This window comes from Haloferax marinum (assembly GCF_009674625.1).
Classification (GTDB): domain Archaea; phylum Halobacteriota; class Halobacteria; order Halobacteriales; family Haloferacaceae; genus Haloferax; species Haloferax marinum.
Genome location: NZ_WKJQ01000001.1, coordinates 180964 through 194236, shown reverse-complemented (window position 1 = coordinate 194236; position 13273 = coordinate 180964). Strand labels below are relative to the sequence as shown.

The 13273-nt window shown below is 63.2% G+C and carries 15 protein-coding genes; 11 read left to right on the top strand and 4 right to left on the bottom strand.

Going from position 1 to position 13273, the window contains the following annotated elements:
* Nucleotides 1-88 precede the first annotated feature (88 nt).
* The 4 genes from GJR99_RS01005 (at nt 89) to GJR99_RS00990 (ending at nt 2538) form a co-directional block, all read left to right on the top strand.
* Nucleotides 89-742: an alpha/beta hydrolase gene (locus GJR99_RS01005; protein ID WP_151108814.1), complete on the top strand. Its 654-nt coding sequence runs from the start codon at nt 89-91 to the stop codon at nt 740-742.
* Nucleotides 743-800: 58 nt separating this feature from the next.
* Complete coding sequence (locus GJR99_RS01000; protein WP_151108813.1) at nt 801-1175, top strand: YlbF family regulator; 375 nt, start codon at nt 801-803, stop codon at nt 1173-1175.
* A 116-nt stretch (nt 1176-1291) separates the two neighbouring features.
* Nucleotides 1292-1888: a MinD/ParA family ATP-binding protein gene (locus GJR99_RS00995; protein ID WP_151108812.1), complete on the top strand. Its 597-nt coding sequence runs from the start codon at nt 1292-1294 to the stop codon at nt 1886-1888.
* 26 nt (nt 1889-1914) lie between these two features.
* Nucleotides 1915-2538: an RAD55 family ATPase gene (locus GJR99_RS00990; protein ID WP_151108811.1), complete on the top strand. Its 624-nt coding sequence runs from the start codon at nt 1915-1917 to the stop codon at nt 2536-2538.
* Between the two features lie 34 nt (nt 2539-2572).
* On the opposite strand, the gene GJR99_RS00985 is transcribed toward GJR99_RS00990, so the two are convergent.
* The gene (locus tag GJR99_RS00985) at nt 2573-2839 is read right to left on the bottom strand and encodes a hypothetical protein (protein ID WP_151108810.1); all 267 of its coding nucleotides are present in this window, start codon (nt 2837-2839) and stop codon (nt 2573-2575) included.
* 75 nt (nt 2840-2914) lie between these two features.
* The gene (locus tag GJR99_RS00980; RefSeq protein WP_151108809.1) at nt 2915-3850 is read right to left on the bottom strand and encodes an FKBP-type peptidyl-prolyl cis-trans isomerase; all 936 of its coding nucleotides are present in this window, start codon (nt 3848-3850) and stop codon (nt 2915-2917) included.
* 222 nt (nt 3851-4072) lie between these two features.
* On the opposite strand from GJR99_RS00980, the gene cyaB reads away from it, so the two are divergent.
* The 5 genes from cyaB (at nt 4073) to GJR99_RS00955 (ending at nt 8133) form a co-directional block, all read left to right on the top strand.
* Nucleotides 4073-4630 (top strand): class IV adenylate cyclase, encoded by a 558-nt coding sequence (cyaB, locus tag GJR99_RS00975; RefSeq protein WP_151108808.1) that lies wholly within the window; start codon nt 4073-4075, stop codon nt 4628-4630.
* Nucleotides 4631-4726: 96 nt separating this feature from the next.
* Complete coding sequence (locus GJR99_RS00970; RefSeq protein ID WP_151108807.1) at nt 4727-5935, top strand: methionine adenosyltransferase; 1209 nt, start codon at nt 4727-4729, stop codon at nt 5933-5935.
* Between the two features lie 98 nt (nt 5936-6033).
* Nucleotides 6034-7209, top strand: coding sequence for a tRNA uracil 4-sulfurtransferase ThiI (thiI, locus tag GJR99_RS00965; RefSeq protein WP_151108806.1), 1176 nt, complete (start codon nt 6034-6036; stop codon nt 7207-7209).
* Between the two features lie 174 nt (nt 7210-7383).
* Entirely contained in the window at nt 7384-7638 is a 255-nt protein-coding gene (locus GJR99_RS00960; RefSeq protein WP_151108805.1) for a hypothetical protein, read from the top strand.
* Nucleotides 7639-7680: 42 nt separating this feature from the next.
* The gene (locus GJR99_RS00955) at nt 7681-8133 is read left to right on the top strand and encodes a DUF5804 family protein (RefSeq protein WP_151108804.1); all 453 of its coding nucleotides are present in this window, start codon (nt 7681-7683) and stop codon (nt 8131-8133) included.
* 27 nt (nt 8134-8160) lie between these two features.
* On the opposite strand, the gene GJR99_RS00950 is transcribed toward GJR99_RS00955, so the two are convergent.
* Nucleotides 8161-9072 carry a PLP-dependent cysteine synthase family protein gene (locus GJR99_RS00950; protein ID WP_151108803.1) on the bottom strand — a complete coding sequence of 304 codons (912 nt, stop codon included), beginning with the start codon at nt 9070-9072 and terminating at the stop codon, nt 8161-8163.
* A gap of 172 nt (nt 9073-9244) precedes the next feature.
* Here GJR99_RS00950 and GJR99_RS00945 point away from each other — a divergent pair, with 172 nt between their 5' ends.
* Together GJR99_RS00945 and GJR99_RS00940 are read left to right on the top strand one after the other, a co-directional pair.
* Nucleotides 9245-9619 carry a thioredoxin family protein gene (locus GJR99_RS00945; RefSeq protein ID WP_151108802.1) on the top strand — a complete coding sequence of 125 codons (375 nt, stop codon included), beginning with the start codon at nt 9245-9247 and terminating at the stop codon, nt 9617-9619.
* A gap of 68 nt (nt 9620-9687) precedes the next feature.
* Entirely contained in the window at nt 9688-10938 is a 1251-nt protein-coding gene (locus tag GJR99_RS00940; protein WP_151108801.1) for an outer membrane protein assembly factor BamB family protein, read from the top strand.
* 57 nt (nt 10939-10995) lie between these two features.
* On the opposite strand, the gene GJR99_RS00935 is transcribed toward GJR99_RS00940, so the two are convergent.
* The gene (locus tag GJR99_RS00935; protein WP_151108800.1) at nt 10996-13107 is read right to left on the bottom strand and encodes a thioredoxin domain-containing protein; all 2112 of its coding nucleotides are present in this window, start codon (nt 13105-13107) and stop codon (nt 10996-10998) included.
* Nucleotides 13108-13273: the final 166 nt, after the last annotated feature.

The window sequence follows — 13273 nt, the reverse complement described above, 5'->3', positions numbered from 1 at the left end:
TCCTCTGACCCGGTTCCCAGTTATCCTCTGACCCGGTTACCCTGCCGTCACTCGGGGATTCAAGAACTCCGGCGGCCTAGCGGCGGCCATGACAGAGATTCCGCTCGAACACGTCCACGTCGAGCCATCTGAACCGGTCGGTGGGCCGGCCCCCGCCGTCGTCTTGCTTCACGGCCGTGGGTCGAACGAACAGGACTTACTCCAACTCTCACGGGAGTTCCCGGACCACCTCCACGTCGTCAGCCTCCGCGCACCCGACAGACTACAGGGCGGCTACACGTGGTACGAACTCGACCTGTCGGCCGGCGGATTACACGAGAGTCAACCCCACACCGAACAGTACGAGCGCTCGCGCGAACTCGTCCGTGAGTCCATCGCCGCGGCGATTACCGAGTACGGCCTCGACCCAGGTCGAATCGGCCTCCTCGGCTTCAGTCAAGGTGCGATTACGAGTCTCTCGTTGCTCATAGAGAACCCCGACGACTACGCGTGGGTCGTCGCCCTCCACGGCTATCTCGCCGAGACGCACGCGACACTCGAACCCGATGGAATCGCGGACAAGCCAGTCTTCGTCGCCGCCGGGTCGATGGACCAAATCATCCCGTCGTTCCGGGCGGAACGTGCCGCAGAGCGACTCGAAGAACTCGGTGCGGACGTGACTGCACAGGTGTACGACGCACCCCACGGTGTCTCTCCCGGCGAGTTGGCAGACGTCGTCTCGTTCGTCGAAACACACGCCTGACCACACGAGTACGTCCCCCTTCGGCAGGTTGAAAGTGCTCGGCCCCTAACGCGCGGCTATGAGCACGCAGACGACGCGGCTCGAAGAACTCGGCCGTGAACTGGGCGAAGCCATCGCCGACCACCCCAAGTACGAACAGTACGAAGAGGCGAAGGCGGCGGTGGAAGCCGACGACGAGGCACAAGAGCTCATCGCCGAGTTCAACCAACTGCGCGAGGAGTTCAACGTCTCCCGACAACTGGGCGAGGCGACGCAAGAAGGCCTCCAGAAGGTACAGGCCGCACAGGACGAACTCCACTCCCTGCCCGTGATGGAAGAGTATCTCCTCGCACAAGCCGAGATGGTCGGCGAGTTGGAGAAAGTCAACGAAGCCATCTCCGAACCGCTCGCCGTCGATTTCGGTGGCGAGGCCGGCGGTTGTTGTAACGACTAACCCGGACGCGGTTGTTGTAACGACTAATCCGGACGTTGTTGTTTCGGACGCTGCTGTTTTCTCTGAATTCGGCTGTCGCCGTAGCTTCAAATACGAACACGGGACCAGCCCGTGCTATGTTGGCAATCGCGGGCGGCAAAGGCGGCACCGGAAAGACGACGACGACACTCGGCCTGTCACGGGCGTTCGACGAGGAGATTCTCGCAGTCGACGCAGACCGGGACATGCCGAACCTCCACTCGATGGCCGGAGTCGAACGAACTGACGATGAAACACTCGAACCGCGACGACACCCTGACGACCCGACGGTATCGGTTCTCTCGCCGCCACCTGGGATAGACGACGACGCCTTCGAGCGATGGCTTCGAACTGTCGCAGACGACAACCGACACGCAGTCGTCGACTGTCCCGCCGGGGCAGGCCCCGACGCAGCGACACCGCTCCGAGTCGCCGATGCAGTCGTCGTCGTCACCCAGTTGTGCGCACCTGCCCTGCGCGACGCTGCGAAGACGGCGGCGATGGCTCGCGCGCTCGGGACGCCAGTCGTTGGAACTGTGGTCTCTCGCGCTCGCCTCGCACCGGGTGCGGTCGAAGAACTCGTCGGCGCACCGGTCCTCGGGACGGTTCCCGACGAAGCATCACCCGTCCTCGCCCAGCCACCAGTTCGTGCCGCATACAGTAGAATTTCCGACACGATCGGCCTGAAGACATAATATGGTTGACTCTCATAGTAGTGTGTATGTCTCGGCTGGCGACAGGAATCGACGTGCTCGACCGTCAACTCGGCGGTGGCATCCCCGCAGGGAGCGTCGTCCTCCTCGCGGCGGACCCTGCAAGCCAGTCAGAGCTCTTCTTGAACGAACTGACGAGGACGCGCGGGACGCTGTGGATTACGACGCTCCGGTCGGAAGTCGCCGTCAGCGACGCACTGGAACGCTGTCCAAATCCAACGGGGAATCCGACCATTCGCGACGTCGGCGGAGACGCGCCGCTCGACACGGCGAACAAACTCGTCCGCGACTTACCCGAAGGCGCGAACCTCATCATCGACGTGGTGGACATCCTCGAACGAAACGAGGTGCCACGCTATCGGAAGTTCCTCAACGGCCTCCAGACGCACATGGTCAACACGCGCGGGCTCACCGTCCTCCACGGTCTCAAGGGCGAGTCGGTCCCGCAGAACCGCGACTTGACCGAACACATGGCCGACATCGTGTTCGACCTCTCGACGAAGATCGAGACGTCGGAGATAGAGAACCGACTGGCCGTTCCGAAGTTCCGCGGTGGGCAGGCACTCAGCGAGACCATCAAACTCAGACTCGCCGACCAGGTGACAGTCGACACCAGTCGCGACATCGCCTAATCCCGAACGTCACATCGTCTAATCCCGAGCGCCTTTAGAACGCGAAGAAGCCGAACGTGCCGAGTGTGACGGCCGCGACGAGTGCCATCCACGCGCGAGTCGAGAGCGCTGCGCCGCGAGTGAAGACGAAGGCGAAGTACGGCACGAGTGGTGAGAGCCGATAGACGAACGACACCTCGACACCGGCACCGTATTCGAGCGCCAGCGTCAGACCGACGGTACAGAGTCCAGCGACGAGTGCGACGTACAGGTCCGAACGGTCACGGAGGTCCATCGCCGCCGCAGCGTCTGACGAAGCCATAGCTACCTGGCGGTCGGAAGGCGAGAATCAAGAAGCCGCCGGTTCACGAAGTCGAGAAGCGGCGGAGTGACTCGCTTACTCTTCGGTCTCTTCGGCGTCGAGTTCCGCGGCGAGTTCTTCGGCGTCGATGTCGACGTCTTCGATTGCCTCTTCGATGTCAGCGCCGCCTGCGCCGCCCATCATGCCGCCGAGGCCGCCCATGCCGCCCATGCCGCCCTCGATGGTCTCCTGGACGATGACGCGGTCGATGTCGAGACGCTGCATGATGTCCTGCGCAATCTGCTGCTTGGAGAACATCCACTGCTGGTTCATCGTCATCTGCTGCGTCGCTTCGATGTACAGCGTGTCCTTCTCGACGGTGACGGTCTCCGTCTCGGGTTCTGCGTCTTCGTCGTCGTCGTCAGACTCGACGACCTGCTCTTCTTCGACTTCGTCCGTCTGGACCCACACCTCGGGGGCCTGCTGGAGGTACATGCCGAGGAGGCCAGCGGCCTGCTCTTCACGGTCGTCGACGATGTCGAGGACTTCGTACTCGTATTCGAGGTCCTCGCCCGCGAGCGGGTGGTTGAAGTTGACGCGTGCGCGGCCACCGATGATGGTCTCGAGACGGCCCTGTTCGCCGTCGATCTGGACCTGTGCACCGGGGTAGCGGTCGTCTTCGTCGATCTTGTTGGCGCTGACCGTGCGCACCTCGTCGTCGTCGTACTCGCCGAACGCGTCGGCGGCCGGAATCTCGACGGTTCCTTCGTCGCCGACTTCGGCGCCCATCAGGGCGTCGTCGACTTCGGGGAAGACGTGACCGGCACCGACGATGACGACGCGAGGCTCGAATTCGTAGCCCTCGACGTCGATTTCGGCCTCTTCGGCCACTTCCTTACTCGTGGTGTCGACGACGTCGCCGTCATCGACCGTTCGAACTGTGTATGCGAGGCGGACGAAGTCGCCGTCCTGAATACCAGACTCGACCTCTTCATCGACCTGCTCGGCCTCCGCCTGCGGTTCGTCGCTCATACACCCTACGTGATTCGTGTGACCCTTAAGAATCACGTTTCCCGCCGCAGACCGGGTCACGCATCCAGATGCGTCGAATCGGGTGGAGGAAGGCCCAGAAGTGCCGAAGAGACCCGATACCACACCGCTCACAGAGACGAGACCGAACCGGGAAGGCGAGACCAAACCGGGAGGTGGCCCGGAGAGACCACCCTTTTGTCGATGTCACACCTCGCCGCGAGTATGTACGAAGTCGAGGTCAAGGTCCGCGCCGACCACGAAGTCGTCCGCGAACGTCTCGAAGCAGAAGGGGCGACGCAAGTCAATCGCGTCACGCAAGTCGACACCTACTACGACGCACCGCACAAAGATTTCGCAGCGACCGACGAGGCGCTCCGGCTCCGGCACGAGTCACGATACGAATCGGGAACCGTCGTCGCCGAAGAGACCAACGTCACCTACAAAGGGCCACTCGTGGACGAGTCGTCGAAGACACGCCGTGAGTACGAAACCGGTGTCGACGACGGCGAGACGATGGGCGAAATCTTCACTGCCGTCGGCTTCGACCCCGCGGCGACGGTGGAAAAACAGCGCGAGCGGTTCGTGCTCGACGAACACACCATCTCACTCGACGCCGTCTCCGGCCTCGGCGAGTTCGTCGAAGTCGAAATCGAAGTCGAATCCGGTGTGGACGAGGCCCGCGAGGGAGTGTTTTCCGTCCTCGAGACACTCGGTCTCGACCCAGACGACCAGATTCGGACGTCCTACCTCGGGATGTTACTCGGTGCCCCCGAGGAGTGACACCGGGTCGTTTCGGCCAAAGATGTTTGTCAGTAATATACAATCGGAGCAAGGTTTCCGCAAGTTATAGAACGGCCCACTGGGTACGTCTGGATAATGACTGATCGGAACATCCGCCTCGAATCCGCCGAGAAGCGAGCGGTCGAGGACCAAGAGGTCGAAATCGTCGAACGGAAAGGAATCGGTCACCCCGACTCTATCTGTGACGGCATCGCAGAGAGTGTCTCCCGCGCACTCTCGAATCTCTATCTCGAGCGCGTCGGGAAGGTGCTCCACTACAACACCGACGAGACGCAACTCGTCGCTGGCACTGCCGCACCCGCGTTCGGCGGTGGCGAAGTCATCGAACCCATCTATCTGCTCATCGTCGGCCGTGCGACCAAGGAGTACGACGACCAGAAACTCCCCGTCGATGCGACGGCCCTGCGCGCCGCCCGTGACTACCTGAAGGAGAACCTCCCCGAACTCGACGTCGGCACCGACGTCATCGTCGACGTGAAACTGGGTGAAGGCTCCGGCGACCTCCAAGACGTGTTCGGCGAAGAGACCCAAGAGGTCCCGATGGCCAACGACACCAGTTTCGGCGTCGGCCACGCACCCCTCACCGAAACCGAGCAAATCGTCCTCGAGACGGAACGCGCACTCAACGGCGCACGCTACGGAAGCGACCACCCCGAACTCGGACAGGACATCAAGATTATGGGCAAGCGCGAGGGCGACGTCATCGACGTCACCGTCGCCGCCGCGATGGTCGACGCCTACATCGACGATATGGACGACTACATCGCCGCCGTCGACGACGTCCGCGCCTACGTCACCGAACTCGCCAGCGAGTACACCGACCGCGAGGTCAACGTCGAAGTCAACACCGCCGACGACTACGAAGAAGGCTCTATCTACCTCACGACGACTGGCACGTCCGCCGAGCAAGGTGACGACGGGTCTGTCGGCCGTGGTAACCGCGCAAACGGCCTCATCACGCCGAACCGCCCCATGAGTATGGAGGCGACGTCCGGCAAGAACCCCGTCAACCACATCGGGAAGATTTACAACCTGCTTTCGACCCACATCGCCGAGACTGTCGTCGCCGAAGTCGACGGCATCCGCGACCTGCAGGTTCGACTGCTCTCGCAGATTGGCCGCCCCATCGACGAACCGCACGTCGCTGACGCGAAAGTCATCACCGACGACGGCGTCACCGTCACCGACATCGAAGACGAAGTCGTCGCAATCATCGACCGCGAACTCGCGGACGTGACCGACATCACCCGGCGCACTATCGAAGGCGAACTCTCGACGTTCTGAGCAGGAACGCGAACCCCTGTTCTGTTCGTTTTTCTTCTCTCACCGAGTGCTACCACTCGAAACGAGACGCTGAAGGCGACCCACAGAGAACGCATCGTGTGAACGAGACGGCGCACGTCGTCCTCGTCGGATACGGCGAGGTGGGAACCAAGAGTTCGAGCGTTCGGGCGAAGATGGAGGGCCGCCTACAGGAGAACGTGCAGGCAGTCCTCGACGACCGGTCGCTCTCAGGCCGCGTCGAACGGGAGTGGTCGCGGATTATCGTCCGCGACCCGACAGCCCCCGAAGCGGTCGCCGCAGCGTGCGCCGAAGTCCCCGGTGTCGTCTGGGCCCGACCGAGCGTCGTCTGCGACCCGGAACTCGACGACATCGTCGCGGTCTGTCGAGAGTTGGCGGCAGACCACCCCGATGGTGCGAGTTTCGCCATCGACGAAGACCGAGTCGGGCCGAAAGACGCCCACGACTTCTCGGGGCGAGATATCGCACGCGAGGCAGGAACTGCCGTCGTTGATGCCACCGGCGCACCCGTCGATTTGGACGACCCAGAGCGGACGTACCGAGTCGAGTGTCGTGAGGAGGCGGCGTACATCTCGGTTCGACGGTTCGACGGACCGGGAGGCCTGCCACTGGGCACCCAAGGGAAGGCAGTGTCGCTCGTCTCGGGTGGTATCGACTCGCCCGTCGCGACGTGGGAGATGCTGCGCCGAGGCTGTGAAATCGTCCCCGTCTACGTCGATTTGGGGGAGTTTGGTGGTGCAGACCACCGTGCCCGCGCACTCGAGACGGTCCGAACCATCGCCCGGAGAGCCCCGAACTTCGACATGCGTGTCCACGTCGTTCCGGGCGACGACGTGGTCCAGCGACTGATGGACACCGTCGAAGATACGCGGATGCTCTCGCTTCGACGAGTGATGCTCGCGATTGCGGCCGAAATCGCGAACGACGAACACGCCCACTCCATCGTGACTGGCGAATCGCTGGGCCAGAAGTCGAGTCAGACCGGCGAGAACATCGCGGTGACAGAGGCCGCCGTCGACTACCCCGTCCATCGACCACTGTTCACCCGCGACAAGACAGATATCGTCGCAGCGGCGCGAGAACTCGGGACCTACACCGACTCGACGCTCCCGGTCGGGTGTGAACGAGTCGCCCCCTCGTTCCCCGAGACGAACGCCTCGCTGTCCGCCGTCGAAGCGGCCGAACCCGACGACTTGTTCGAACTCGTGGTCGCTGCGGCACAGAACCGTCAACTCGTGTCCGTACGAGACGACTGAACGCGGACCCCGCCGCGACGCGACTGCTGTGTGCTACCGACTCGTTCGAGAACTGGTGGCACGAGAAGTGTTCAAATGGCCACCACAGTCGTGGATTAGAGACTATACTAATTGATTCCGCATGTACAATTGTACAAAATTAGATTTATCTACGTCGAGCCCGACAGATTTTCTATGTCGCGAACCTCGCGTCCCAGTCGCAGTTATCCCGACCCCGAGTGGAGCGTCGTCCACCGGGCAGCACGGCGCAACTGGGCCGACAGTGTCGAGCGGTGTGCAGCGTGTCGCGGCCGCGTCGACATGCAGGATGACCACTACCAGGTGGTTCTCGACCGCGAAATCGACACTCCCGGAAAGCTCTCTTTCGAGCGCCAGCGCTTCGTCTTCTGTGACGAAGCCTGTGCCGACGAGTGGACTGCCCACGCGTAAGTACCGGAACCGCTTTACCGAACCCGTCCCGTCCATCTCGACGTGACGCAGGTCTGTATCGTCGGGTCCGAAGGGAGCCACCTCCAGTACGAGTTGTTGTCGAGAGACACCGCCCGTGCGGCGCTTTCGACGTACGACATCACGGAACCGTTCGAAAACTCGTTAGCCGTCGATACCGTGAGTATCGGTGCGGCAGTCTCGCTCCTGAACGACCTCAACTGGTATCTCGTTCGTTTCGCAGCGTTCTCTCTCGTCCTCGAACCGTCTATCTCCGAAGACGAATGGCTCTCTCGTGCGCTCGCTCGACAGGTGCGCGACGGTGACGTTCGGCCGGAAGAGACGGGTGACAACCTGGCAATCTACGGCATCGAAGATGGGCGACTCGTCGAACCGATGTACGTCACTCGGGTCGATGGAGCGGTCCCCTCGTACGACCTCAGAGACGTCGACGAGACGGTCGTCGTCCGAGTGGCAGAAGACGAATTCGGCGGCTAACACGCCGGGCAAGAAACACCGAGGTGGTTAGTCGAACATCCCGGTCGACATGTAGCGCTCGCCAGAGTCCCAGAAGACAGTGACGACGAGTGGGTTCTCATCCTCGTTCGCTTCGGGGTCTGCGAGACGCTCGGCGACGCGCTTCGCCGCGAGGAGTGACGCGCCAGAGGACTGGCCGACGAGGATACCCTCCTCGCGGGCGAGGCGACGACACTCGGCGGTCGCATCCTCGAATTCGACCACTTCGACGTCGTCGAGGAGGTCGGTGTCGAGGTTCGGACTGACGAACCCAGGGCCCATACCCTGGAACTGGTTGTCGCCCATCTCTCCGTCCGAGAGGACGGCGCTGGCGGCAGGTTCGACGCCGACGACGTCCATCGACGGGAACTCCTCTTTCAGTCGGCGGCCGTTTCCGGAGATAGTGCCGCCAGTGCCGATACCAGCGACGAACGCGTCGATTTCTCTGTCGCCAATCTGGTCGAGAATCTCCTCTGCAGTCGTCCGGTAGTGTGCGTTGGGGTTCGCAGGGTTCTCGAACTGGCGGAGTTGGTACATCCCTTCTTCTTCGAGTTCGTCGGCCCGGTCTTTGGCGTCGGAGATGTCGCCGTCGACGAGTTCGATAGTCGCGCCGTAGGCACGCATTATCTGGCGACGCTCCGGGGACATCGACGACGACATGACGATAGTCAGGTCGTAGCCTTTCGCCGCCGCAACCACGGAGAGTCCGATTCCCGTGTTCCCAGACGTCGGTTCGACGAGTGCGTCACCGGGTTCGATGTCGCCGGCCTCCTCTGCCGCCTCGACCATGGCGAGTGCCGGCCGGTCTTTGGCCGACCCACCGGGGTTCTTGGACTCTATCTTCGCCGCAATCGTCGACCCCTCGGGGGAGTCGACACGGACCAGCGGCGACCCGATAGTATCGAGGATACTGTCGTCCATCGCCCCGGAGTACTCAGTGCGTGCGTAAACGACTGGCGGAGTCGGTGGAATCGGCCACTGTTTCGTGTGGTGCCACGTCCACCCTCGTCCACGGGTGGCAGTGGCCTGTTGGCTGGTGGCGAGCACCGCCGGGAGCGCACTGGTTAAATCGGTCCAGACGGTACAGCGTCGCATGGCCGAAGCTGGAACGCTCGAAACGATGCAACCGAACCCCGCGTGGGACGCCGCGTCCTACGAGGACGCCGTCGCGACGCTCGGCGCGGACGACTACACGTTCAAAGTCTGGGGCGGCGACTGGTGTGGCGACTGCCGAAGCCAACTCCCCGACTTCGCCGCGGCCCTCGACGCCGCCGGCGTCTCTGCGGAGAACATCGAACACTACCCGGTCGAGAAGGCCGACGACGGGTCGAAGGTTGGACCCCTCTTCGACGAGTACGACGTCGAACTCATCCCGACCGTCGTCGTCGAGAAAGACGGTGAAGAACTGGCGAGGTTCGTCGAAGAAGAAGCAGTACCGATTGCCGTCTTCCTCGCCGACCAACTCTAACTGACCCCGACGAGTTCTTCTCGACAGTGTCGATGTGTTGATAGAACACGGCCGAGTACGCCGACTCGATGCGACGAAGACAGGTCCTCGCGTCTCTCGGTGTTGCAGCACTGGCTGGGTGCACTGCCCCCGCATTTGGCGGCCCACGAGAGACCGACCCCCTCCCCGGCGAAGACGACGACAGCGCGTGGGCCCAACAGGGCCCGACACCTGCGAATCAGCGCCGTGTACCCTCCGTCTCGGTGACCGACCCAACCGAGACGTGGCGAATCGAAAACGACGGCCCAGTTTCGACACCTGCGGTCGTCGGTGACACCGTCTATCTCGCCGCCGGCGTCAGTGCTGACGGCGACCGATTCTACGACGGGGCACTACTCGCGTTCGACCGAGAGACGGGCGACGAGCGCTGGCGAACCGTCTTCGATGGCCCCGGAGGTGGCTACGCAGGCTGTCCACCGGTCGTCTATCGTGGGTCGGTCTACGTTGGCGACGCAGGACGACACAGCCTCTACGCCGTCGATGCTCGGAGTGGAACGGTCCGGTGGCACGCCGACCTCCGCGGGTCGGTGAACCGCCCCGTGGTCGCCACAGACGGCGTCATCTGCCTCACTCGGCAGGAGGAAGTCGTCGCCTTCGACACGGCAGGTGAAGAACTGTGGCGCTACAGTAAGGAGGGCCACTCCTTCCTCTCGACCCCGACTATCGTGAATGGGACAGTCTACGTCGGCTCTATCTTCTTCGCGGAGGGAGACGACGAATCGGCAGACGACGAATCGTCACTCGTCGTCGCCCTCGACGTGCAGACCGGCGGTGTGGAGTGGGAAGTCGCCCGAGGCGAGAACTTCGGAACCGTCAGTGCCGCCGGAGAGACGCTCTACCTCGCTGGGTCGCACACCGTCCAAGCCATCGACGCAGCCGACGGCAGTCGCCGCTGGCGACAACCGACCGGAGAAGTCCGAGTCAGGCGACTCGCCCTCGACGACGAGCGCGTCTTCGGCACTGGTGGCCGACAAACAGTCGCGTTCGACCGTGAGACCGGCGACGTACGCTGGCGCTTCGAGGCCGATAGCTACCTTCGGACACACCCGACAGCGACGGCGAACGCGGTCGTCGCCTCGACGGGCAATCCACAGAGTGGCGACCCAGCAGTCGCCTACGCGCTCGACCCATCGACCGGTGACCCAGTGTGGTCTGTCGAACTCTCCGGGAAGATGGGCTATGCGGCCGCGGCTAGCGACGGAACGGTGTATCTCCCGTCGTATCAGACCGACGAAGAAGGCGTCGTCGTGGGTATCGAATCGACTGAAGAAAGCGAGTGAACGAGCGCAGTCTGCGCCTTCAGTTCGAGCGAGCGCTTAGCCTTCAGTTCTGGCGGCTTAGGCGTCTTCGCCCGCCGTGAACCACGCCAGCGCCTCGTCTAACTCGTGGGTCGGCGCGGAGCAGGTGAAGTTCTCACAGGCGTAGACGGTCGGTTCACCGTCGGTGGCCTCACGGGCGGCCCAGATTGGCGGCGCTTCGTCGAGGCCGAGTTCGTCCAGCCACGAGTCGAGTTCGTCGTCGGTTCCGGGGCGACGCGAGACGACGAGCCCTGGGAAGTACCGAGACGAGAGCGTCTCACGCCACTCGGCGGGGACGTCGTCGGCCGCGATGGTGAGTTCGGGGACGCCGCTGGCGGCTTTCTCGGCAGCGAGCGCGAGTGAGATGTGTTCGAGGGGACCGCCACGGATGCGGTTGGCGTAACTCTCGAGGACGGCGTCGGCCGCCTCCCCGAATCCGGCGTCGGGAGCGAAGTGTTCGAGGTCCAAGAACAGCGACGTGGCGACGCCGAGACTCGACGGCGTCGATTGGTCTGTCGCTTCTTGCGGGCGCGTCACGAGCGCTTCGCCACTCTCTGGCGTGAAGTAGAGCGTTCCGGCGTCGTCGTCGTAGAACTCGCGGAGCATCGTCCGCGAGAGGTCGAGCGCGAACGCGAGTGGGTCGAGGTCACCGGTCGCCTGATAGAGGTCGAACGCGCCGCGGGCGAGGAAGGCGTAATCTTCGAGATAGCCGTCGCCTTTCACCTCGCCGTTCATCACGCGGCGTGCGAGCGTCTGAGAGTCCTCGTTCCAGAGAGTCTCGCGCACGAAGTCGAGGGCGCGACGAGCGTCGTCTGCGAGGGCGTCGTCGTCGAGTGCGACAGCACCCTGTGCGAACGCCGAAATCATCAGGCCGTTCCACCCGGCGAGAATCTTCTCGTCGCGGGCGGGGCGCTCTCGCCCCTCACGGGCCGCAAAGAGCGCCTTGCGGACTTTCGCGAGACGTTCTTCGACGTCGGACTCCGAGAGGTCGTACTCGTCTGCGAGTTCCTCGATAGTCGCAGAGACGTTCAGCACGGTCGTCTTGTGTTCGAAGTTGCCGCCGGGCGTGACGCCGTAGCGGTCACAGAACAGGTCTGCTTCGAGTTCTGGAACGAGACTTCGCACGTCTTCTGGCGTCCAAACGTAGAACGTCCCTTCTTCGCCGCCGGACTGGGCGTCGAGCGTCGAGTAAAAACCGCCGTCGTCGTCGGTGAGTTCGCGGCGGACGAACTCGAACGTCTCGCGTGCGACGGTGGCGTACTCGTCGGTTCCGGTCAGGCGGTAGGCATCGAGGAGACGTGGTGCGAGTCCGGCCTGGTCGTACAACATCTTCTCGAAGTGCGGGACGGTCCACTCGCGGTCGACGCAGTAGCGGTGGAAACCGCCGCCGAGGTGGTCTCGCAACCCACCGTTCGCCATCGCGTCGAGTGCTTCTCGTGCCACTTTCAACGCCTCGGTACGGCCGGTGAGCGCGTACCCACGGAGCAGTGCGTCGACGCGGCCGGGTTGTGGGAACTTCGGGCCACCGCTGCCGAATCCGCCGTGGTCGCGGTCGGCAGCGCGGAGGGCCGCCTGAACCATCGTGTCGAGAATCTCCGACCCAGGTGTCTCACCGGGTTGGTCAGGCGTCTCCTCCAACTGGTCGGAGATTGCGCGAGTCCACTGGTCGGCGCGGTTTTCTATCTCGTCGCGGTCTGTCTGCCACGACTCTGCAAAGCTCTCGACGATGTCTCGGAACCCTGGCGCGCCACGGCGTGGTTCCGGTGGGAAGTACGTGCCGACGAAGAACGGCTTGCCCTGTGGGGTGAGCCAAACAGAGAGGGGCCAGCCACCGCCACCAGTGACGAGTTGGCAGATAGTCTGATAGATACGGTCGAGGTCGGGGCGTTCTTCGCGGTCGACCTTCACGGGGACGAACTGTTCGTTGAGGACCGCCGCGATGTCGGGGTCCGAAAAGCTCTCGTCGGCCATGACGTGACACCAGTGACACGCCGAGTAGCCGATGGACAGAAAGATGGGTTTGTCTTCCTCGCGGGCCGCTTCGAGGGCCGTCTCGTCCCACGGTTGCCAGTTGACCGGGTTGTCCGCGTGTTGGCGGAGGTACGGGCTTTGCTCCTCGTCGAGTCGGTTGCGTCCCACCGGGTCGGTCATAGTTCGAGTACGGCACTCCGAGAACTAAAGCGGCGTGGAGACGGCTAACTGGACCACCGTCAGCGGGTCGGCGCTGGGGCGGGACGACGCACCAAACTCTGTGCACAATCGTGCTCATTTACCCATGATTGAAGGACAATCTTTACACTCTCGTGTGCAGGGTATG

Bases quoted from the DNA above. Each gene is read 5' to 3' on its own strand.
- GJR99_RS01005 (WP_151108814.1), top strand. From the start codon at position 89: ATGACAGAGATTCCGCTCGAACACGTCCACGTCGAGCCATCTGAACCG.
- GJR99_RS01000 (WP_151108813.1), top strand. From the start codon at position 801: ATGAGCACGCAGACGACGCGGCTCGAAGAACTCGGCCGTGAACTGGGC.
- GJR99_RS00995 (WP_151108812.1), top strand. From the start codon at position 1,292: ATGTTGGCAATCGCGGGCGGCAAAGGCGGCACCGGAAAGACGACGACG.
- GJR99_RS00990 (WP_151108811.1), top strand. From the start codon at position 1,915: ATGTCTCGGCTGGCGACAGGAATCGACGTGCTCGACCGTCAACTCGGC.
- GJR99_RS00985 (WP_151108810.1), bottom strand. From the start codon at position 2,839: ATGGCTTCGTCAGACGCTGCGGCGGCGATGGACCTCCGTGACCGTTCG.
- GJR99_RS00980 (WP_151108809.1), bottom strand. From the start codon at position 3,850: ATGAGCGACGAACCGCAGGCGGAGGCCGAGCAGGTCGATGAAGAGGTC.
- cyaB (WP_151108808.1), top strand. From the start codon at position 4,073: ATGTACGAAGTCGAGGTCAAGGTCCGCGCCGACCACGAAGTCGTCCGC.
- GJR99_RS00970 (WP_151108807.1), top strand. From the start codon at position 4,727: ATGACTGATCGGAACATCCGCCTCGAATCCGCCGAGAAGCGAGCGGTC.
- GJR99_RS00960 (WP_151108805.1), top strand. From the start codon at position 7,384: ATGTCGCGAACCTCGCGTCCCAGTCGCAGTTATCCCGACCCCGAGTGG.
- GJR99_RS00950 (WP_151108803.1), bottom strand. From the start codon at position 9,072: ATGGACGACAGTATCCTCGATACTATCGGGTCGCCGCTGGTCCGTGTC.
- GJR99_RS00945 (WP_151108802.1), top strand. From the start codon at position 9,245: ATGGCCGAAGCTGGAACGCTCGAAACGATGCAACCGAACCCCGCGTGG.
- GJR99_RS00940 (WP_151108801.1), top strand. From the start codon at position 9,688: ATGCGACGAAGACAGGTCCTCGCGTCTCTCGGTGTTGCAGCACTGGCT.
- GJR99_RS00935 (WP_151108800.1), bottom strand. From the start codon at position 13,107: ATGACCGACCCGGTGGGACGCAACCGACTCGACGAGGAGCAAAGCCCG.